At 69.9% G+C, this 18,806-nt stretch carries 20 protein-coding genes; 11 read left to right on the top strand and 9 right to left on the bottom strand.

Going from position 1 to position 18,806, the window contains the following annotated elements; translation table 11 throughout:
- Positions 1-179 precede the first annotated feature (179 nt).
- From NUG21_RS01265 to NUG21_RS01275, 3 genes are all read right to left on the bottom strand, one after another.
- Positions 180-1,448, bottom strand: a complete 1,269-nt coding sequence (locus NUG21_RS01265) for a heme biosynthesis HemY N-terminal domain-containing protein (protein ID WP_263392061.1) — start codon at positions 1,446-1,448, stop codon at positions 180-182.
- On the bottom strand, positions 1,445-2,425 hold the full coding sequence (locus NUG21_RS01270) for a uroporphyrinogen-III C-methyltransferase (protein ID WP_160947903.1): 981 nt from the start codon (positions 2,423-2,425) through the stop codon (positions 1,445-1,447). The genes NUG21_RS01265 and NUG21_RS01270 overlap by 4 nt, the downstream gene beginning before the upstream one ends.
- Before the next feature lie 113 nt (positions 2,426-2,538).
- Positions 2,539-3,321 (bottom strand): uroporphyrinogen-III synthase, encoded by a 783-nt coding sequence (locus tag NUG21_RS01275; RefSeq protein ID WP_263392062.1) that lies wholly within the window; start codon positions 3,319-3,321, stop codon positions 2,539-2,541.
- A 33-nt stretch (positions 3,322-3,354) separates the two neighbouring features.
- Between NUG21_RS01275 and NUG21_RS01280 the strand changes: the two genes are divergently transcribed.
- The 5 genes from NUG21_RS01280 to NUG21_RS01300 all read left to right on the top strand — a co-directional run bounded on the left by NUG21_RS01280 (position 3,355) and on the right by NUG21_RS01300 (position 6,429).
- On the top strand, positions 3,355-3,825 hold the full coding sequence (locus tag NUG21_RS01280) for a YiiD C-terminal domain-containing protein (RefSeq protein WP_160947901.1): 471 nt from the start codon (positions 3,355-3,357) through the stop codon (positions 3,823-3,825).
- A 45-nt stretch (positions 3,826-3,870) separates the two neighbouring features.
- A complete protein-coding gene (locus NUG21_RS01285) occupies positions 3,871-4,290 on the top strand; it encodes a hypothetical protein (protein WP_184502829.1) in 420 nt (139 codons plus the stop codon).
- Positions 4,291-4,343: 53 nt separating this feature from the next.
- Positions 4,344-4,778: a rhodanese-like domain-containing protein gene (locus NUG21_RS01290; protein WP_019797227.1), complete on the top strand. Its 435-nt coding sequence runs from the start codon at positions 4,344-4,346 to the stop codon at positions 4,776-4,778.
- Between the two features lie 88 nt (positions 4,779-4,866).
- The gene (gene secB / locus NUG21_RS01295) at positions 4,867-5,385 is read left to right on the top strand and encodes a protein-export chaperone SecB (RefSeq protein WP_160947900.1); all 519 of its coding nucleotides are present in this window, start codon (positions 4,867-4,869) and stop codon (positions 5,383-5,385) included.
- 18 nt (positions 5,386-5,403) lie between these two features.
- The gene (locus NUG21_RS01300; protein ID WP_263392063.1) at positions 5,404-6,429 is read left to right on the top strand and encodes an NAD(P)H-dependent glycerol-3-phosphate dehydrogenase; all 1,026 of its coding nucleotides are present in this window, start codon (positions 5,404-5,406) and stop codon (positions 6,427-6,429) included.
- A gap of 176 nt (positions 6,430-6,605) precedes the next feature.
- Here NUG21_RS01300 and NUG21_RS01305 read toward each other — a convergent pair whose 3' ends face one another.
- Both NUG21_RS01305 and NUG21_RS01310 read right to left on the bottom strand, forming a co-directional pair.
- Entirely contained in the window at positions 6,606-7,178 is a 573-nt protein-coding gene (locus NUG21_RS01305) for an OmpO family porin (RefSeq protein WP_263392064.1), read from the bottom strand.
- Positions 7,179-7,551: 373 nt separating this feature from the next.
- Positions 7,552-8,199 (bottom strand): TetR/AcrR family transcriptional regulator, encoded by a 648-nt coding sequence (locus NUG21_RS01310; protein ID WP_263392065.1) that lies wholly within the window; start codon positions 8,197-8,199, stop codon positions 7,552-7,554.
- A 44-nt stretch (positions 8,200-8,243) separates the two neighbouring features.
- On the opposite strand from NUG21_RS01310, the gene NUG21_RS01315 reads away from it, so the two are divergent.
- Positions 8,244-8,948 carry a DUF1349 domain-containing protein gene (locus NUG21_RS01315; protein ID WP_020415532.1) on the top strand — a complete coding sequence of 235 codons (705 nt, stop codon included), beginning with the start codon at positions 8,244-8,246 and terminating at the stop codon, positions 8,946-8,948.
- A gap of 24 nt (positions 8,949-8,972) precedes the next feature.
- On the opposite strand, the gene NUG21_RS01320 is transcribed toward NUG21_RS01315, so the two are convergent.
- The 4 genes from NUG21_RS01320 to NUG21_RS01335 form a co-directional block, all read right to left on the bottom strand.
- Positions 8,973-9,380, bottom strand: coding sequence for a PTH2-like family protein (locus NUG21_RS01320; protein ID WP_019796909.1), 408 nt, complete (start codon positions 9,378-9,380; stop codon positions 8,973-8,975).
- A 56-nt stretch (positions 9,381-9,436) separates the two neighbouring features.
- Positions 9,437-10,339, bottom strand: coding sequence for an AraC family transcriptional regulator (locus NUG21_RS01325; RefSeq protein WP_345780432.1), 903 nt, complete (start codon positions 10,337-10,339; stop codon positions 9,437-9,439).
- A gap of 144 nt (positions 10,340-10,483) precedes the next feature.
- The gene (gene trmL / locus NUG21_RS01330; protein WP_160947896.1) at positions 10,484-10,963 is read right to left on the bottom strand and encodes a tRNA (uridine(34)/cytosine(34)/5-carboxymethylaminomethyluridine(34)-2'-O)-methyltransferase TrmL; all 480 of its coding nucleotides are present in this window, start codon (positions 10,961-10,963) and stop codon (positions 10,484-10,486) included.
- A 40-nt stretch (positions 10,964-11,003) separates the two neighbouring features.
- Positions 11,004-11,480 (bottom strand): hypothetical protein, encoded by a 477-nt coding sequence (locus tag NUG21_RS01335; RefSeq protein WP_019797092.1) that lies wholly within the window; start codon positions 11,478-11,480, stop codon positions 11,004-11,006.
- A 415-nt stretch (positions 11,481-11,895) separates the two neighbouring features.
- Here NUG21_RS01335 and NUG21_RS01340 point away from each other — a divergent pair, with 415 nt between their 5' ends.
- The 5 genes from NUG21_RS01340 to NUG21_RS01360 all read left to right on the top strand — a co-directional run bounded on the left by NUG21_RS01340 (position 11,896) and on the right by NUG21_RS01360 (position 18,619).
- Positions 11,896-14,772 (top strand): M16 family metallopeptidase, encoded by a 2,877-nt coding sequence (locus NUG21_RS01340; RefSeq protein ID WP_263392067.1) that lies wholly within the window; start codon positions 11,896-11,898, stop codon positions 14,770-14,772.
- A 123-nt stretch (positions 14,773-14,895) separates the two neighbouring features.
- Positions 14,896-15,213: a DUF4156 domain-containing protein gene (locus tag NUG21_RS01345; RefSeq protein WP_017907737.1), complete on the top strand. Its 318-nt coding sequence runs from the start codon at positions 14,896-14,898 to the stop codon at positions 15,211-15,213.
- A 102-nt stretch (positions 15,214-15,315) separates the two neighbouring features.
- Positions 15,316-16,332 (top strand): 3-oxoacyl-ACP synthase III, encoded by a 1,017-nt coding sequence (locus NUG21_RS01350; RefSeq protein ID WP_160947948.1) that lies wholly within the window; start codon positions 15,316-15,318, stop codon positions 16,330-16,332.
- A 120-nt stretch (positions 16,333-16,452) separates the two neighbouring features.
- A complete protein-coding gene (locus NUG21_RS01355; protein ID WP_019795939.1) occupies positions 16,453-17,625 on the top strand; it encodes a Fic family protein in 1,173 nt (390 codons plus the stop codon).
- An 88-nt stretch (positions 17,626-17,713) separates the two neighbouring features.
- Positions 17,714-18,619 carry an alpha/beta fold hydrolase gene (locus tag NUG21_RS01360; RefSeq protein ID WP_263392068.1) on the top strand — a complete coding sequence of 302 codons (906 nt, stop codon included), beginning with the start codon at positions 17,714-17,716 and terminating at the stop codon, positions 18,617-18,619.
- Positions 18,620-18,806 lie beyond the last annotated feature (187 nt).

Below are 18,806 nucleotides of genomic sequence, written 5' to 3' on the forward strand. Positions count from 1 at the left end.
CAGGAACCCCCGGTCGCGGCTGAAGCCGCTCCTACGGGGCAAACGGCATTCGGCGCAACGTGGCAAAAGCCGGCGATCGGCGCTGCCTATTAGCCACGTTGGGCAGTCGAGATCGCGCGTCGCGGCCGAGCCCAAACAGGGACCACTAAGCCGCGCCGACTCCCGCGTCCGTCCCGGACTCAGCCCTCGAGCCTCGGAAACCCATGCGCGTCGCGGCGCTCGGTACCATCCGGATCCGGTGCGATCGGGGTGACCGGAGCGACCGGTTCGGGCAGCGGCTGCGCCGGTTCGCCACGCCGCACGCGCAGCGCATTGGCGTAGCAACGCTGCGCCGCGAGCATGTCGCCGGCGTCGGCATAGCCGTCGCCGAACACTTCCCAGGCCTCGGCACCGGCGCCGAGCGCCAGCGCACGATGCAGGAATTCCTCGGCCTGCGGCCATTGCTGCTGGTGCCGGGCCAGGCGCGCCAGGGTCAGCAGCAGCGCCGGGCTGTCCGGGTGCGCCTGCAGCCAGCGTTGCGCACTGGCACGGCGCGAATCGTACTTCTCCACCGGCAGGCGTCCGTACAGCGCGGCCAGGCCTTCGTCCCAGCGCGTGTCCAGCGCCTGCTCCAGGCTGCGCAGCGCCGCATCGTCCCAGCGCAGCGCCGCCGCGCGCACCGCATAGGCGGCGACCACCGCCGGCTCGCTGCGCAGCGACTTGGGCAGGCTTTCCCAGCGCTCGGCCAGGGCATTGGCATCGCCGGCCTGGTCCAGCGAGGCCGCGGCCAGGCGCGTTTCCAGCGTGGCGATCGCCTCCAGCGGCAAGGCCTGCTGCTGGCGGATCGCGCCGAGCTGGCCGTAGGCCTCGCCGGCGCGGCCGATGCGGGCCAGCGCCTCGGTGCGCAGCAACAGCCCGCGCGGCGGCAGCGGCTGCGCCGCGGCCACGTCCAGCGCGTTGATCGCATCGACCGGGCGCTGCTGCTCCAGGTGCAGTTCGGCCTGCAGCAGCGCGTGCGCGGCAGCATCGCGTTCGGCCAGGCGCCGCAGGTGGCGTTCGGTCGCCTCGCGGTCGCCGCGCGCATCGGCCGCGCGCACCGCGGCGATCAGGGCGATGGCGCTGACCTCGGGATCCTCGGCGGCGGCGTTGAGCTGCTTCTCGGCCCGCGTCCACTGGCCGGCGTGGGCGGCAGCCAGGCCGTCGAGCAGGCGCGCGCGCGACTGCTTGCGGCGGCGCCGGCCCCAGGCGCGGAACGGAAAACTGAGCACGTTCCACACCAGCCACAGCGCCAGGAACGCGATCACCAGCAGCAGCGAGGCCTGCGGCAGCGAGGCGATGTAGTCGGTGCCGCCGACGCGCACGATCACCTCGCCCAACTGGCGGACCTGGTCCTGCCCCAGCCATTGCGCACCGATCACGCCCAGCGCGATGACGATCAACAGCACGATCAGGGAACGAAGCGATTTCATGACGGGCTCCTTGCGTCGCGCATCGCGCGCAACTGCTGCAGGGTGGTGCCGAGTTCGGGAATGGTCGGGCGCAGATCGGCGTTGGCCAGGGTGCGCAACGCGGCGCGGCGTTCGCGCAGCTGCGGCGATTCCGGCCACAGCCGCGACAGCCAGCGCCCGGCGCCGGCCAGTGCGCTGCGATAGCCGCGCGTGTCGCCGCGCTCCAGCGCCGCGCGCGCCAGGGTCAGGTCGAGCTGCAGCGCATCGTGGGCGGCGACGCGCTCCGATCCGGCGGCCAGTACGCCGCCCTGCGACGGGCGGATCTTCACCAGCGGCGCCAGCAGGCGCTGCCACAGCGGCGGCTGCGCGCTGTCCGGCACTTGCGTCGGCAACTTGTCCAGGCTGGCGGCGAAGGCATCCAGTTGCGCCGCCAGGCGCGCCTGCGGGCCGTCGCCCAGCGCATCCAGGGCGGTGCGTTCCTGCAGCAGCGCCTGGCGCAGGTTGAGGAACTGCGGATCGTCGATGCCGTCCAGCACGCCGCTGGCCAGGGCGTAGGCGCGGCGCGCACCAGCCGCGTCGCCGGCCAGCAGCAAGCGCTGCTGGCCCTGGTTGAGCAGCAGTTCGACCTCGTCCAGGCGCAGCGCCTGCGCGCCGTGGCGGTTGGAATCGGCGAGCTTGGCGACATTGGCTTCCAGCAGCGCGCTGCGCTGGCTCAGGCCGAGCATTTCATCGCGCAGCACGCGGTTGGTGCTGGCCGCATCCTGCAGCCGCTGCACAGTGGCGCGCTGGTCGCGGCGCAGGCTGTCCTGGGCCTGCTGCAACGCCTGCAGCTGCTGCTGCAGGTCCGATTGCTGGGCCAGCTCGCGCGCGCTGCGCGCCTGCCACCAGTCCCAGCCACGCCAGCCGGCGAACGCCAACGCGGCCAGCGTGGCGAGTACCAGCAGCAACCAGATCCAGCGTGTGGAACGGCGAGGCGTGATCGGGATTTCGTCGGTCATCGGCAGCGTCCTGGGGGGCCGACGCCCGTCGCGAGCAAGGCGGCGGGTGGCGCGGCACCGCCGGAGCATGGCGTGAGCGGCACTGCGGCCGCAACCCGGGCGCTGGCCCGCGTTCAGCGAGGTGGCGAGCGCGTCACGATCGCGACCGCGGCGGCCACCAGCTGTTGCGGCATCGGTCCGGCCGCCTGCACCACCTCGGTAAATCCCAGGTCTCTCGCCAGCGCCGCCAGGCGCGCGCTGGCGACGACGACGGGGCGCATGCGCCAGGCCTGCGCCAATTCCTCGGGCAACTGCGCCAGCAACTGGTGCAGCGCCTCGCCGCTGCTCACGGCCAGTACCCCGGGCGGCGCTGCACGCAGGCGCGCGAGGTCGGCCGGGCGTAACGGCACCGGTTCGCGGACATAGACGTCGGCGCGCAGCAGCGGGGTGCCGCGTGCCTGCAGGTGCGCGGCGATCAGGCCGCGGCCACCGGGCGCGGTGACCAGGCCTACCGGCACGTCTGGCGCGGCCAGTTCCGGCAGCGCCAGCAGGCCGTCGCTGTCCATCCGCGCCGGCGTCGCCACCTCGGCGATGCCGTGCTGGCGCAAGGCGCGCGCCGTGCCCGCGCCCACCGCCAGCCAACACTGCCCAGGGCGTGCCGCCAGCGGCTGCAGCGCCGCCGCCGCGCGCACCGCCGCCGGGCTGCTGACGATGACCCGCGGTGCAGCCAATGCCGCGGCCAGGGCCGCACGGGTGGCGGGATCGGTGCGCGGCCGCAGCCGCCACGGCGACAGCGCCAGCACGCGCCCGCCGCAGCGCGCCGCGGCCCGCCGCAGCGGCGCGTGCTCGCCCTGCGGGCGCAGCGAGATCAGGGTCCAGGCCGGGGCGGCGGTTGCATGCGCGCTCATGCCAGGCATTATGCGAGCCCCCACCGGCAGCACAATCGCACCATGGCAGCGGATCTTTCCTTCGAGGCGTTCCTGCAGCAGCTGCAACGCCAGTTCCAGGCCATGCCGCCGGTGGCGGCGCTCCAGGTCGCCGTGCACGCCTATGCCGACCGGCGTCTGCATGTGGTCGCGCCGCTGGCGGCCAACATCAACGACAAGGGCAACGCCTTCGGCGGCAGCCTGGGATCGGTGATGACCCTGGCCGGCTGGGGGCTGGTCAACTGCGAGCTGCACCGCGCCGGGCTGCAGGCCGACGTCTATGTCGCCGACAGCCAGGTGCGCTACCTGGCGCCGCTGTACGCCGATCTGCACGCCCAGGCCAATGCCGACGCCGAGGGCGACTGGGACGTGTTCGTGCACACCTTCCGCCAGCGCGGCCGCGCCCGCATCGGCATCCAGGCCCAGGTCGGTGCGCCCGGCGCGGCGGCGGCGGCGACCCTGGGCGGTCGCTTCGTGGCCATCGCCAAAGGGTAGGATGCGCGGATCGCGCGCGCCGCGCGCCGCCACCTGGACGCCGCCATGCCTTCGATGTTCCGCGCGCTCGCGCTGCTGTTGCTGCTGGGCTGGGCCGGCGCGGCCGTGGCCGGCACCCGTGCGCAACAGCGCAAGCTCGACGACCTGCAGACCGCCTACGCCGCCGCGGTGCGCTGGAGCGAGTTCGAAACCGCCTGGCAGGCGGTGGATCCGGCCTACCGCCAGGCGCACCCGCTGACCGATCTGCAACTGGAGCGCTACCGGCAGATCCAGGTCTCCTCCTACAAGGTCGGCGGCGGCGCGGTGGGCGACGGCGAGGCGCTGCGCGAGATCGAGCTGGGCGTGATCAACCGCAATACCCAGGCCGAGCGTGTCGTCCGCTACCGCGAGCGCTGGCGCTGGGATCCCGAGGCCAAGACCTGGTGGCTGCAGGACGGCCTGCCGGACCTGTGGAACGGCCAGTAGCGCGGTCGCCGAGCTGTGCGACAATCGGCGCCCGCTTCCCGCCCCCGAGTCCCGTGAACTTCGAAGAACTGCTGGCCTTCGCCGGCCGCAACCCGATGCTGGCCCTGGCCCTGGTGGGCCTCACCATCGCCCTGATCGTCACCGAAGTGGCGCGCCTGTTCCGTGGCTACAAGAGCCTGCGGCCGGCCGAGTTGACCCGCCTGATCAACGCCGGAAACGCGGTGCTGGTCGACCTGTCGGCCTCGGCCGATTTCGAGAAGGGCCACATCGCCGGCAGCCGCAACGCCACCGCCAGCCAGTTCGGTCCCGAGCACAAGCTGGTGGCCAACGCCAAGGCGCAGCCGGTGGTGCTGGTCTGCCGTACCGGCACCACTGCCGACGGCGCCGCCAAGCAGTTGAAGAAGGCCGGCTTCGAGCAGGTCTATGTGCTGGAGGGCGGCATCGCCGCCTGGCAGCAGGCCGAGCTGCCGCTGGTCAAGGGCCGCTGAGACACGCGCCCGGCCGGCCCCCCGAGGGTCGCGGCCGGCGTGTGATAATCCCGTTTCTTCCTGTTACCGAATCCACCGGAGTCAAGCAATGTCCGACGTCACCAACAACGGCGCCGCGGCGCCGGCCGAAGCCGCGGCCGGCCCCGCTTTCACCATCGAGAAGATCTACGTCAAGGACGTGTCCTTCGAGTCCCCCAACGCGCCGTCGGTGTTCAACGACAACGCGCAGCCGGAACTGCAGCTCAACCTCAACCAGCGCGTGCAGCAGCTCAACGAGCAGGCCTTTGAAGTGGTGCTGGCCGTGACCCTGACCTGCACCGCCGGCGGCAAGACCGCGTACGTGGCCGAAGTGCAGCAGGCCGGCGTGTTCGGCCTGGTCGGCCTGGACCCGCAGGCGGTGGACGTGCTGCTCGGCACCCAGTGCCCGAGCATCCTGTTCCCGTACGTGCGTTCGCTGGTCAGCGACCTGATCCAGGCCGGCGGCTTCCCGCCGTTCTTCCTGCAGCCGATCAACTTCGAGGCCCTGTACGCCGAGACCCTGCGCCAGCGCGCGCAGCAGGGCGAGGGCCAGTCGCTGGCCGATTCGGAGCCGGCCGGCAACGCCTGAGCGCGTCCGCCGTTGCGCATGCGCGATAACGCCAAGAAGAAGATCGCCGTCCTCGGCGCCGGCTCCTGGGGCACGGCGCTGGCGTCGCTGACCGCACGGCACGGGTATCCGACCGTGCTGTGGGGCCGCGATGCCGTGGTCGCCGAGGTCATCGGGCAGCGCCACGAAAACCCGCGCTACCTGCCGGGGATCGCGCTGCCGGAGGGCCTGCAGGCCACCACCGACCTGGCCGCGGCCATCGACGGCGCCGACTGGATCCTGGTGGTGGTGCCGTCGCATGCGTTCACCGAGACCCTGCGCCAGCTGGCGCCGCTGCGCCCGGCGCAGGCCGGCGTGGCCTGGGCGACCAAGGGCTTCGAGCCCGGGTCGGGGCGTTTCCTGCACGAAGTGGCGCAGGAGATCCTGGGCGAGGACGTCCCGCTGGCGGTGGTGACGGGCCCGTCCTTCGCCAAGGAAGTGGCCCTGGACCTGCCCACCGCGGTGACCGTGCACGGCGATGCCGCCTTCGCGCAGCAGGTCGCCGACGCCATGCACGGCCCGACCTTCCGCGCCTACACCGGCGACGACATGGTCGGCGCCGAACTGGGCGGGGCGATGAAGAACGTGCTGGCGGTAGCCACCGGCGTGGCCGACGGCATGGAGCTGGGCCTCAATGCCCGCGCCGGCCTGATCACCCGCGGCCTCAACGAGATGCTGCGGCTGGCCGCGGCGATCGGCGCCAAGCCGGAAACCCTGATGGGCCTGGCCGGGCTCGGCGACCTGGTGCTGACCTGCACCGGCGACCTGTCGCGCAATCGCCGGCTGGGCCTGGCGTTGGGCCGCGGGCAGCCATTGCAGGAGGCGGTCCGCGCGATCGGCCAGGTGGTCGAGTCGGTGCAGACCGCCGACGAGGTGATGCGCCAGGCCGAGCGCCACGGCATCGACCTGCCGATCTCCAACGCGGTGCGCGCGGTCCTGCACGGCGAACTGACTCCGGCGGTGGGCCTGCAGCAGTTGCTGGCGCGCGAGCAGAAGCCCGAGTACCCGACCACCCTGTTCAGTTGATCCGGCCAACTGCCGGAAACGCGAACGCCCGGCCTGGCCGGGCGTTTTCGTTTCCGACGCCGGCGCGCCATTGGTATCCGGCGCGGCCAGGCAAAAAAAAGCCCGGTCGTTGGACCGGGCTTTCCGAACCGCGCGCGGCGGGAGAGAGAGACGACGCGCGCGGCGCTAGCGAACGCTTACCAGCTGAAGCGCGGGCCGACGAACCATTCCTTGTCGCCGTGGCGGTCCATCTTCAGGTCGGCGCTGAGGCCCCAGTTCTGGTTCAGCTTGGCCTGCGCGCCCAGACGACCGTAGAAGGTGCCCTCCGGATTGACGCCGTCCTTCTTCGCATAGTCCTCGTAGCCGCCCAGGGCATAGACTTCCAGGTACGGGTTGAACGCGGTGCGGATGCCCGCTTCGGCGCTCCAGCCGTTGAACTTGGTGCCGTATTCCGGGTCGAAACGGTTGTAGGCCACGCGGGTCACCAGGTCGGTGCTGGTCGCGATCTCGTGGTTGTAACCGGCGCCGATGCGCCACTGGTCGACGCGCACGTCATCGAAGTCGGTCTTCTGGCGGTTGAAGTCGCCGAACACGCTGAAGTTCGGGTGGAACGCGTAGGAACCCTTGACAGCCCAGCCGTCGGCGTCGCCGCCGCTGGCGTCGGTCTTGACGTAGCCGCCCTCGACATAGTTGTAGGAAAGGCCTTCGGCAGCCGAAGCGGCGAACGGCAGGGTGGCCAGGAGGCCGAGAGCAAGCAGAGAGGTCTTCATAATCGGGTACCTTCGTTATTGGTTTGTCGGCGCTGAGGCGTGGGGCCGTTCGCTGCCGATATGTAAATTATCCGTTAGCCACCCGAACTCGCCCTGAATCCCGAACTGACTAGTACATAAATTAAACGCCTTGTTCAGGAACGGCGGCGCGCTGCAGGGATGCAGTTCACACTGCTCTGCGAGCGCTGCCGGCAGGCAGTGATGCTCCTCATCCAGAGCGTGCTTCTGCTCATGGCCGCCGTGCGCCGGATCAGCCGGGCGGGGCGGGCCGTCACTGCGGCAACGCCGGTCGGTGGCTTGCAGGGCTCGGCGTCCTCAAGGCGGTGCTGCGCCTTGCCGGGGATGGCGCGGATATCCACGTCCCCGTCGTCGCCTACAGCGCGGCGAGTTTCTCGATCGCATCGCGCACGCGCTGCCTGTCCATGGGCACGACCGAGCGATGGATCGTCGCGCCTTCGATGAAGGCGTCGATGGCGGTGGACGCCGCCACGGAGAAATGCGTTTCCAGCGCCGCCCGGCTCCTGGCCATCCACTGCTGCATGATCGCGGTCATCTCCGGATGCCGGCGGGCGAAGGCGTACAGCTCGTAGCTCAGCAGCAGCACCCGCGGGGAGGCCGTGCCCTCGGCGAAGATGATGTTCACCACCGCGTCCAGAGCCTGCGTGTGGCTTTGCGCGGCGCGGATTTCGGCGGCGAAGTCGGTGGACACTTCCTGGGAAAACCGGGTGAACGCGGCCACCAGCAGCTCGTGCATCGAGCCGAAATAATAGGTAGTGGCGCTGAGCGGAACGCCGGCTTGCTCGGCGACCTTGCGGAAGGTGGTGCCGGCGACGCCGTGGTCCAGGATCACCCGCAGCGCGGCCTGCTCGATCGCGTCCTTCCGGTGCGGATCCTGCCGCCAGGTCCTGCCGCTCATGCCTGTCCAACGCTGTTTTCGACGAGCGCCGATGATCGCAGTTCGCGATTGACACCTCAATTGGTACGGATGTACAAATTGGCCAATGAGGTCGACGAAGGCCATCGCCGCGATGGCGCCTCGAAAACAGCGACGCGAGGAGCAGGGCGATGGCCAATACCGGGGAGCGGGACGTGGATATCGGCCGCCGGGCGACTCTGGGCGGGCTTGCCGCCGGTGGCGTCGTGCTGGCCACCGGGGCGCCTGCCGCCGGGGCGCGCGCTGCGCCGGCGGCCGGTTGGGAGGCCGGCACCTGGCTCAACGCGCCCAAGGTCCATCGGATCCTGCCCGGCGGCGTGCTCGAGGTAGTCACCGACAAGGGCAGCGACTTCTGGCGCGAAACCCACTACGGGTTCACCCGCGACAGCGGACATTTCCTCGGCATCGCCGCGCCCGCGCGCTTCACCTGCCAGCTGCGCATCCGTGGGAAGTTCGAACAGCTGTACGATCAGGCCGGCCTCATGGTCCGGATCGACGAGCGCCGTTGGGTCAAGGCCGGCATCGAACTGAGCGACGGCCGGCCAATGCTCAGTAGCGTGTTGACCGATGGCCGCTCGGACTGGGCCACCGGCCCGTACGAAGCCGACGCCTCGGATTTCTGGATGCGCGCCACCGTGGACACGGGCGTGCTGCGCCTGCAGGTCTCGCGCGACGGCAAGTACTGGCCGCTGGTGCGGCTGTGCCCGTTCCCGGTGGCGTCCTCCTACCTCGTCGGCCCGATGACGTGCACGCCCGAACGCGAGGGATTGAAGGTCCGCTTCTCCGACTGGAGCCTGGGGCCGGTGCTGGGCAAGGACCTGCACGATCTCTCCTGACGCTGCGCGCGTGCCTGCGCGTGCCTAACGATGCAGCGCCAGGCCCTTGGTGGCTTTTTCGATGGCCTTCTTCGGTCCGCGCAGACCGAGTCCCACCAGGTTCAGATCGCCAGGATCTTCCGCCGCGAACGCCTGGCGATTGGCCGCATCGTGGCCGGTCGAGAACATGGCGAACACGTACGGCAGCACGGTGATCTCGCGTGCCAGCCCCACGCGGTGCGCGGCCTGAAGCCCGCCGAGATCGGCTTCGAAGATCAGCATCGGCTGGCCGAGCAGGCGACCGTAGCGCTGGCCGCTGGCATCGACGTAAGGGTCGCCGATCGCGTCGGGAGCGGCCGCGGCGATGCCCGTGGCCAGGAAGGCGGCGACGTTCAGGCGTTGCCAGATCGCCAGGTCGTTGCGGACGATCAGGGCTACTTTGGTGTCGAACACGGGAAACTCCGCGGTGGGGACGTTGCGGCCATGGTCCGCGGCGCCGTCGCTGCGTTCTAGAACGCCTGTGCAGCACCGCCGGCGCACTGCCGCCGGTACGCGGCCGGCGTGAGCCGATAGGCGCGCTTGAACCAGCGGCCCAGATGGCTCTGATCGGCGAATCCGACCTTGAGCGCCACCTCCGCCGGTTCCTGTCCATCCGCCAGCAGGGCCCGGGCCGCGCGCAAGCGCAGTCGGACCAGGTAGGCATGCGGCGACAGGCCGAAGGTGCGCTGGAATTGCCGGGTGAGGCGGAACCGATCCAGGTCGGCGCAGTCGGCAAGCTCATCGAGGCCGACGTCGCGCTCCATCTGCGCGTGCAGAAACTCCCTGGCGCGCGCCACCGCCGGCGTCGACGCGCAAGGGCGCTGCGCCTCGGCCGACAGTTGCGGGGACAGCAGGCGCATCATGCGGTCCAGGCTCTGGTCCCGCGCCAGCCGGCCTTCGTGCTGATGGATCGCCAGGAAGGCCTGGCGTATCGCCGCGCTCAGTGCGGCGTCGTCGGCCAGAGTCGTGCGGAACGCCGGATGCAGCGCGGAACCGTCCTGCTGGCCGAGGCGTTGCAGTGCCCCCGCCACCCAGCGCTGCGGCAGGTAGAGCATCGCGTAGGTGAAACCGTCCTCGGCGGGCGCATGCCCGTCGTGGACCGCGCCAGGTTCGATGAGCATGGCACGCCCGGGCGTGCTGGTGTGCAGCGAGCGATGGCAACGGAAGCGCTGCACGCCCTGCAGGGTCACGCCGACCAGCATCTCATCGTGATCGTGCGGATCGTAGGCATGCCCGTGGAAGTGCGCATGCACGCTTTCTATGCCGGTCTCCCGGTCGCGGCGGATCCTGACCCAGTCACTGGCGTTGGGTTGGGTGTGCGGTGCCATTGGCGGAGTCCAGTAGGAGCACGACAGGCGGCGTTCTCGCTGCATGCAGAGGTTGCGCCGCCGGGACCCCAGTGTAGAAGCGTCAGCGGGCTTCGAGCGAGGCGCGACGCGATCGCCAGGGGCAGGCTGCGGATCTGTTCGTCCACATGGATCAAAGCGCTTCGCTTGAGGGCGCTGCGTGCCCGGCGCTCACTCGGCGCCGGGAAAGCCCAGTTGTCGCCAGGCCTCGAACACCACCACCGCCACCGCGTTGGACAGGTTGAGGCTGCGGTTGTGCGGCTGCATCGGCAGGCGCAGGCGCTGCGCGTCGGGCACCTGCTCGAGCACGGCGTCGGGCAGGCCGCGGGTTTCCGGGCCGAACAGGAAGGCGTCGCCGTCGGCGAAGGCGGGCGTGTCGTAGCGGGTGCTGCTGCGGGTGCTGAGGGCGAACAGGCGGCGCGGGGCGATGGCCTGCAGGGCCGCTTCCAGCGATGCGTGGACCTGCAGTCGGGCGTATTCGTGGTAGTCCAGGCCGGCGCGCTTGAGCTGGCGGTCGCCGAGGTCGAAGCCCAGCGGCTCGATCAGGTGCAATTGCGCGCCGGTATTGGCGCAGAGGCGGATGACGTTGCCCGTGTTGGGCGGAATCTCGGGCTGGTACAGCAGAACGTGCAGCGTTGGGGTGGCGATCATCGGCGCAGTGTACGCGCCGGCGCGGCGGGCTTGGGGCGGGTCAGCGCACCAGGCCGACCGCCAGGTCCTGGCCCAGCTTCTGCAGGCTCGGCTGCAGCTGCAGCATCGCGGTGTCCAGCGTCTCGCCGACCACATCGCCGATCGCCAGCATGCTGCCCATGTCCGCGTCCGGACGCACCTGCACGGTGGCCAGGGTCACCACGTGCTGGCCGGCGGCCTGTTCCAGGTCGCGTTCGGCCAGCTGCTCGGCCGACGGGCGCACCTGCACCGCGGCCAGAGTGGCGATGTGGCTGGACAGTTCGGCCTCGCGCTGGGCGATCTGCTCGGCGGAGGGACGCACCTGCACGGCGGCGAGGGTGGCGATGCCGCTGGTCTGCTCGACGTTGCGCTGGGCGATCTGTTCGGCCGACGGACGCACCTGCACGGTGTCCAGGGTGGCGATCTGCGTGGCGGCGAAGGACGGGGCGGCGAACAGGGCGGCGATGGCGGCGGTCAGGAGCAGGGTGGTGGTTTTCATGGCGGGCCTCGTTGGTGTTGTTGATCAGTGGTGTTGTAGTAAGGTAGTACACCTAATCAGGGGCTGCAAGAACTTTTTCGTGTTGCGTTGTTTCATTAAGCTTGCATTCACTAATGCGGCGTCGGCTTTCGCGCTTGAGGGTGTTCAAGCAGGCTGCGTGCCAACTCCAAGTATCTGTATTTGAAGAGGAATTGATCTCTCTGGAGTGTCCGCGGGCGGACACCCGGGCGCTCGCGTACGCCGGACACGGATACCGCGGCGCCCGTCGTGGCGGCCGTCGACCCTTTGGCGGCGCGGTCGCGACGCCGTCGAAGCAGGACCTCAGCGACAACGGCGGAATACGCGCCGTGCGGGACGCCCGGTACGATCGGCGTTCACCGGCTATTTCATTGGCCCCCAAGGAAGAAGGATCCGCATGACCGTCTCGACCCGCCCGCGTGGCACCCTGCTGGCCCTCGCCCTGTCCGCCGCGCTCGGCGCACTGAGCTATGCGCCGCCTTCGGCGGCGGCCAGGCCCGCCGCCGCCACGTCGGTGGATATCGCCTACGAGCAATTCACCCTGCCCAACGGACTGCGGGTGGTGGTGCACACCGATCGCAAGGCGCCGATCGTGGCGGTCAACCTCTGGTACCACGTGGGCGCCAAGGACGAGCCGGCCGGGCGCACCGGGTTCGCGCATCTGTTCGAGCACCTGATGTTCCAGGGCAGCGAGAACCACCACGGCGAGTTCTTCGAGCCGTTCAAGCAGGTCGGTGTCACCGACCAGAACGGCACCACCAACAGCGACCGCACCAATTACTTCGAGAACGTGCCGACCACTGCGCTGGACATGGCGCTGTGGATGGAATCGGACCGCATGGGCCACCTGCTCGGTGCCATCGACCAGGCCGCGCTGGACGAACAGCGCGGGGTGGTCCAGAACGAGAAGCGCCAGGGCGAGAACCAGCCATACGGGCAGGCCTGGAGCCGGCTGAGCCGTGCGCTGTACCCGGCCGGCCACCCGTACCACCACACCGTCATCGGCTCGATGAACGACCTCAACGCGGCCTCGCTGGCCGACGTGAAGCAGTGGTTCCGCACCTGGTACGGGCCCAACAACGCGGTGCTGGTGCTGGCCGGCGACATCGACGTGGCCACGGCCAAGGAGAAGGTGGCGCGCTACTTCGGCGACATTCCCGCCGGCCCGACCATGGCCCAGCCCAAGGTCGACGTGGCCCAGCGCAGCCAGTCCACCCGCGAGACCATGACCGACAAGGTGCCGCAGACGCGGATCTACCGGGTCTGGAACGTGGCCCAGACCGGCACCGAGGATGTCGACCGCCTGCAGTTGCTGGCGCAGGTGCTGGGCGGCGCCAAGTCCTCGCGGCTGGATCGGCGCCTGGTCCACGAGGACAAGCTGGTCGACCAGATCAGCGCCTCGGTGTGGCCGTCGCAGCTCGGCTCCGGCTTCGGCATCATCGCCATGGTCAAGCAGGGCGTGGACCCGGCCAGGGTCGAGGCGGCGATCGACGAGGAAGTGCGCCGGCTGCTGGACAAGGGCCCGGACAAGGCGGAACTGGCGCGCGCCAAGACCGCGTTCCGCGCCGGCTTCATCCGCGGTGTGGAACGCATCGGCGGCTTCGGCGGCAAGGCTGACGTGCTGGCCGAGTGCGCGGTCTACACCGGCGACCCCGGCTGCTTCCGCACCTCGCTGGCGACCATCGCCTCCACCCGCCCGCGCGATCTCACCGCGGTCGGCCGCAAATGGCTGGGCAAGGGCGACTACACCTTGCTGATCCAGCCGGGCGAACGTGTGGCCCTGGCCGAGGAACCGACGGTGCAACCGGCGCCGCTGAACCCGCCGCCGGTCGATCCCCAATACCGCGCTCTGCCCAGCGTGGTCGATCGCAGCGCCGGCCCGCCCAAGACCACCCAGTTCCCGCAGCTGAAGTTCCCGGCGCTGCAGCGCGCCACGCTGAAGAACGGCAGCACGGTGATCCTGGCCGAGCGCCACGACGTGCCGGTGGTGCAGTTCAGCTACGAGTTCCGCGGCGGCTACAGCGCCGACCAGGGGCGCAAGCCGGGCACGGCCAGTTTTGCCATGGGCATGCTCGACGAGGGCGCCGGCGAGCGCGATGCGCTGGCGTTCGCCGATGCGGCCGATGCCCTGGGCGCGTCGCTGTCCGCTGGCGCCTCGCTGGACGGCAGCAACGCCTATCTGTCGGCGCTGAAGGAGAACCTGGCGCCGTCGCTGGCGCTGTATGCGGACATGCTGCGGCGGCCGCGCTTCGCGCCGAACGAGATCGAGCGGATCCGCGCCAGCTGGATCGCCGGCATCCGCCAGGAGAAGGCGCAGCCCAACGGCGTGGCGATGCGGGTGCTGCCGCCGCTGCTGTACGGCGCCGGCCATCCGTACGCGATCCCGTTCAGCGGCACCGGCACCGAGGCGGCGATCGCGGCCCTGCAGCGCGAGGACCTAGTCGACTTCCACCGCGACTGGGTGCGTCCGGAGAACGCCACCCTGATCGTGGTCGGCGACACCACCCTGGGCGAAATCGTGCCGCTGCTGGACGCGCAGTTCGGCGACTGGAAGGGCGAGGGCCAGGCGCCGTCGGTGCCGGCCGCGGCCGGCGTGGCGCGGCCGGCCAAGCCGCGCGTGTACCTGATCGACCAGCCCGGCGCGGTGCAGGCCAACCTGTTCGCCTCGGAACTGGTGCCGCCGACCACCGATCCGGCGTCGGTCCGCTTCGACATGGCCAACGGCGTGATCGGCGGCGATTTCACCTCGCGCCTAAACATGAACCTGCGCGAGAACAAGCATTGGTCCTACGGCGCGCGCAGCGGCGCGGCCAGCGCGCTCGGCCAGCGGCCGTGGACCGCCTCGGCGCCGGTGCAGATCGACAAGACCGCGCCGGCGCTGCAGGAAATGGCCAAGGAGATCAGCGCCTTCGCCAACGGCAAGGCGCCGCCGACGGCGGAGGAGGTGGCGCGCATCCGCAACATCCAGACCCTGAGCCTGCCCGGTGCCTACGAGACCGCCAGTTCGGTGATGGGCGCGATCGGCGGCATCGTCCGCTATGGCCGTCCCGACGACTACGTGTTCAAGCGCAAGGCCGAGATCGAGGCGATGACCCCGGCGCAGGTGCGCGAGGCGGCGTCGATGCTCGACCCGAACAGCCTGACCTGGGTGGTGGTGGGCGACCTGAAGCAGATCGAGGCGCCGGTGCGCGCGCTGAAGCTGGGCGAGGTCACGGTGATCGATGCCGACGGGGTGCCGCAGGGCGGTGCGGCGGCGGCCCCGGCGCCGCGCTGATCGGAGCAGGTGCACATCGACGATGGCCGGCGCGCCGCCTGCGGGTGGCGGCGCGCCGACGGTGTCATGGCGGATTCACCGTTCTGCGGCACAATCCGGATTCACCTGCCAACGGGCCCCTCCATGCGTCTACCGATCGCCTTCGTCCTGCTCGCCACGCTCGCCGGCTGCACCTGGGTGCCGATGGCGCCGGAAGGCAAAGGGGTGCGGGTCCTGCCGCCCGGGCAGGCCGCCAGCGGTTGCGAGAAGCGCGGCGAGGTGGTGGTGTCGGTGAAGAGCAGCGTCGGCTTCTACCAGCGCAACCCGCTGCGGGTGCGCGAGGAGCTGGAGACCCTGGCCCGCAACGAGGCGCCCGGCGTGGGCGCCAACACCGTGCAGGCGATGGGCGACCCGGTCGACGGCGACCAGCGCTTCACCGCCTACCAGTGCGGCGGTCGCTGAACCGCTCAGACCATACGCTTTCCGGGGATTTGTTAAAGATGCGGTAAAACGGTGTAACCGCTAGAATTGGCGCCCCCTCGCCTGACCCTGGCGTACACCTCGATGCTCTTCACCAACGTCTCGATCGCGGGACTGGCGCATATCGACGCGCCGCACACGCTGACCTCCAAGCAGATCAACGCGCGCCTGCAGCCTACCTTGGACCGGCTGCGGATCCGTGCCGACGTGCTCGGCGACATCGCCGGCGTCCACGCGCGGCGCATGTGGGACCAGGACCTGCAGGCTTCCGACGTGGCGACGCTGGCGGCGCGCAAGGCGATGAGCGATGCGGGCATCGAGGCTGGGCAGGTCGGGCTGCTGGTCAACACCTCGGTCAGCCGCGATTACCTGGAGCCGTCCACCGCCAGCATCGTCGCCGGCAACCTGGGCGTGAGCGAGCAGTGCATGACCTTCGACGTCGCCAATGCCTGCCTGGCCTTCATCAACGGCATGGACATCGCGGCGCGGATGATCGAGCGTGGCGAGATCGACTACGCGATGGTGGTCGATGGCGAGACCGCCAACCTGGTGTACGAGAAGACCCTGGAGCGGATGGCCTCGCAGGACCTGACCGCCGATGCCTTCCGCGACGAGATGGCGACCCTGACCCTGGGTTGCGGTGCCGTGGCGATGGTGATGGCGCGTACCGACCTGGCACCGGATGCGCCGCGCTACCGCGGTGGCGTGACCCGCTCGGCCACGCAGTGGAACACCCTGTGCCGGGGCAACATGGACCGCATGGTCACCGACACCCGCATGCTGCTGATCGAAGGCCTCAAGCTGGGCCAGAAGACCTTCGCCGCTGCCCGGCAGGCGCTGGGTTGGGCCGTGGACGAACTGGACCAGTTCGTCATCCACCAGGTCAGCCTTCCGCACACCAAGGCCTTCATGAAGAGCTTCGGGATCGACCAGAAGAAGGTCATGACCATCTTCGGCGAATACGGCAACATCGGCCCGGCCAGCGTGCCGATCGTGCTCAGCAAGCTGCGCGAGCTGGGCCGCCTGAAGAAGGGCGACCGGATCGCGCTGATGGGCATCGGCTCTGGCCTGAACTGCTCGATGGCCGAGGTGGTTTGGTAAGCGACAGGGCGCAGGGCAGGCGCGCGGATTTTCCTTGCGCGCCTCAAGTTAGGTGTTTAGAAAGAAATTTGCTAGATTTCTTTCCTAAGAGCCTTCCCCAGCCACGGCAAGGATTGCCCGATGTCGCTTCGACGCTGTACCGGACACTACGTCCCCGGATCGCTGGCCGGCAGCCGTTATCAGGCGTTCGTTCCTGACCCGCTGCCGCCCGAGCCGCCGCTGCAGTTGGCGGCGCCGCCGTTGATCGCGCGCAAGGAACAGGCCGACCAGGCGTTGGGTCGCCTGGATGGCATCACCCTGATGCTGCCGGACCCGGAGCTGTTCCTCTACCACTACGTGCGCAAGGAAGCGGTGCTGTCCTCGCAGATCGAGGGCACGCAGTCGTCGCTGTCCGACTTGCTGCTGTTCGAGCTGGACGAGGCGCCGGGTGTTCCCCTGGACGACGTGGAGGAGGTCTCCAATTACGTCGCCGCGTTGAACCACGGGTTGCGACGCTTGCGCCAGGACGACTTCCCGCTGTCGCTGCGCCTGATCCGCGAGATGCACGCCCTGCTGCTGCAAGGTGGGCGTGGTGCCGGCAAACGTCCGGGCGAGTTCCGTTCGGGCCAGGTCTGGATCGGCGGTGCCTCGCCGGCGTTGGCGCATTTCGTGCCGCCGCCGCCGGAGGCGCTGGATGCGGCGCTGACTGCCTTCGAGCGTTTCCTGCACGCGCCGGACCGCGATGTCTCGCCGCTGGTCAAGGCGGCTCTGGCGCATGTGCAGTTCGAAACCATCCATCCCTTCAGCGACGGCAACGGCAGGTTGGGCCGGCTGCTGATCGCGTTGATCCTGTGCAACGAAGGTGTGCTGCGCGCACCCAGCCTGTATCTGAGCCTGTTCTTCAAGCGTCATCGCGCGCGCTATTACGAGCGCCTCAATGCTGTGCGCACCGAAGGCGACTGGGAAGGTTGGCTGGATTTTTTTCTCGAGGGCGTGGCGGACACGGCGCAACAGGCGGTCACCACCGCGCAGCGCCTGCTGGCGCTGCTGGCGGCCGACCGTGCCCGTATCGCCGGGTTGGGAACGCGCGCCGGCAACGTCGGCCTGGTGTTCGAGCAGTTCGCCCATCGTGTGCTGCTCGGCGTGCCGCAGGTCCTGCCGCATTTGCCGCTCAGCGCACCGACGATCCGTGCCGCCATCCGCACCCTGCAGGATCTGGATATCGTCAACGAACTCACCGGACAGCAGCGGCACCGCGTGTTCGCCTATCAGGCCTATCTGGACATCCTCAGCGAGGGTGCGCAGCCACTATGAGCCCTCCGGTGCCGCACGCCGACGGCGATGCGCCACGCGCCGCGGCGCCGCCGTTCTCATCCCTCTCCACATCGCATCGGTCCCCCGCATGAACTACCCCGGTTACCCCTTCACCCCGCAGCGCTTCCAGGTTCGCCCGGGGCTGCACATGTCCTATCTCGACGAGGGCCCGCGCGATGGCGAGGTGGTGGTGATGCTGCACGGCAATCCGTCGTGGAGCTATCTGTGGCGCACGCTGGTGAGCGGATTGTCGGATCGCTACCGCTGCATCGTGCCCGACCACATCGGCATGGGCCTGTCGGACAAGCCGGACGATGCGCCGGGCGCGCAGCCGGGTTACGAGTACACCCTGCAATCGCGCGTGGACGACCTCGACGCGCTGTTGCGGCATCTGCGCATCGACGGACCGGTGACGCTGGCGGTGCACGACTGGGGCGGCATGATCGGCTTCGGCTGGGCGCTGTCGCACCATGCGCAGGTGCGGCGCCTGGTCATCACCAATACCGCGGCGTTCCCGCTGCCGGCGGCCAAGCCGATGCCGTGGCAGATCGCGATGGGCCGGCATTGGCGCATGGGCGAGTGGTTCATCCGCACCTTCAATGCGTTCTCCTCGGGCGCGTCGTGGCTGGGCGTGTCGCGGCGCATGCCCGCCGACGTGCGTCGCGCCTACGTGGCACCGTACGACAGCTGGGCCAATCGCATCTCCACCATCCGCTTCATGCAGGACATCCCGCTGTCGCCGGCGGACAAGGCCTGGTCGCTGCTGGCGCGGGCCGAGCAGGCGTTGCCGTCGTTCGCCGATCGACCGGCCTTCATCGGCTGGGGCCTGCGCGACATCTGCTTCGACCATCATTTCCTGGAGGGCTTCCGCCGCGCGCTGCCGCAGGCCGAGGTGATGGCCTTCGAGGATGCCAACCACTACGTGCTGGAAGACAAGCACGAGGTGCTGGTGCCGGCGATCCGCCGCTTCCTGGACGCGCATCCGCTGGCTTGAGCGCGTTACGCGGTGGGTGCCGCCGTGCAGCCGTGCGCCGCAGTGGCGTGCAGCAGATGCGGAGAGCATTGCCGCGACGTGCGCCGCGATCCCGGCGCCGCTGCGCCGTGGATCGTCTACACGGGCGCACGCAAACTGCTACCGATTGCCGTGCTGCAACATGTGCGGCTGTGTACAGTCGCCGCCG

This window comes from Xanthomonas sp. CFBP 8445 (assembly GCF_025666235.1).
In the GTDB taxonomy this organism is placed as follows: domain Bacteria; phylum Pseudomonadota; class Gammaproteobacteria; order Xanthomonadales; family Xanthomonadaceae; genus Xanthomonas_A; species Xanthomonas_A indica.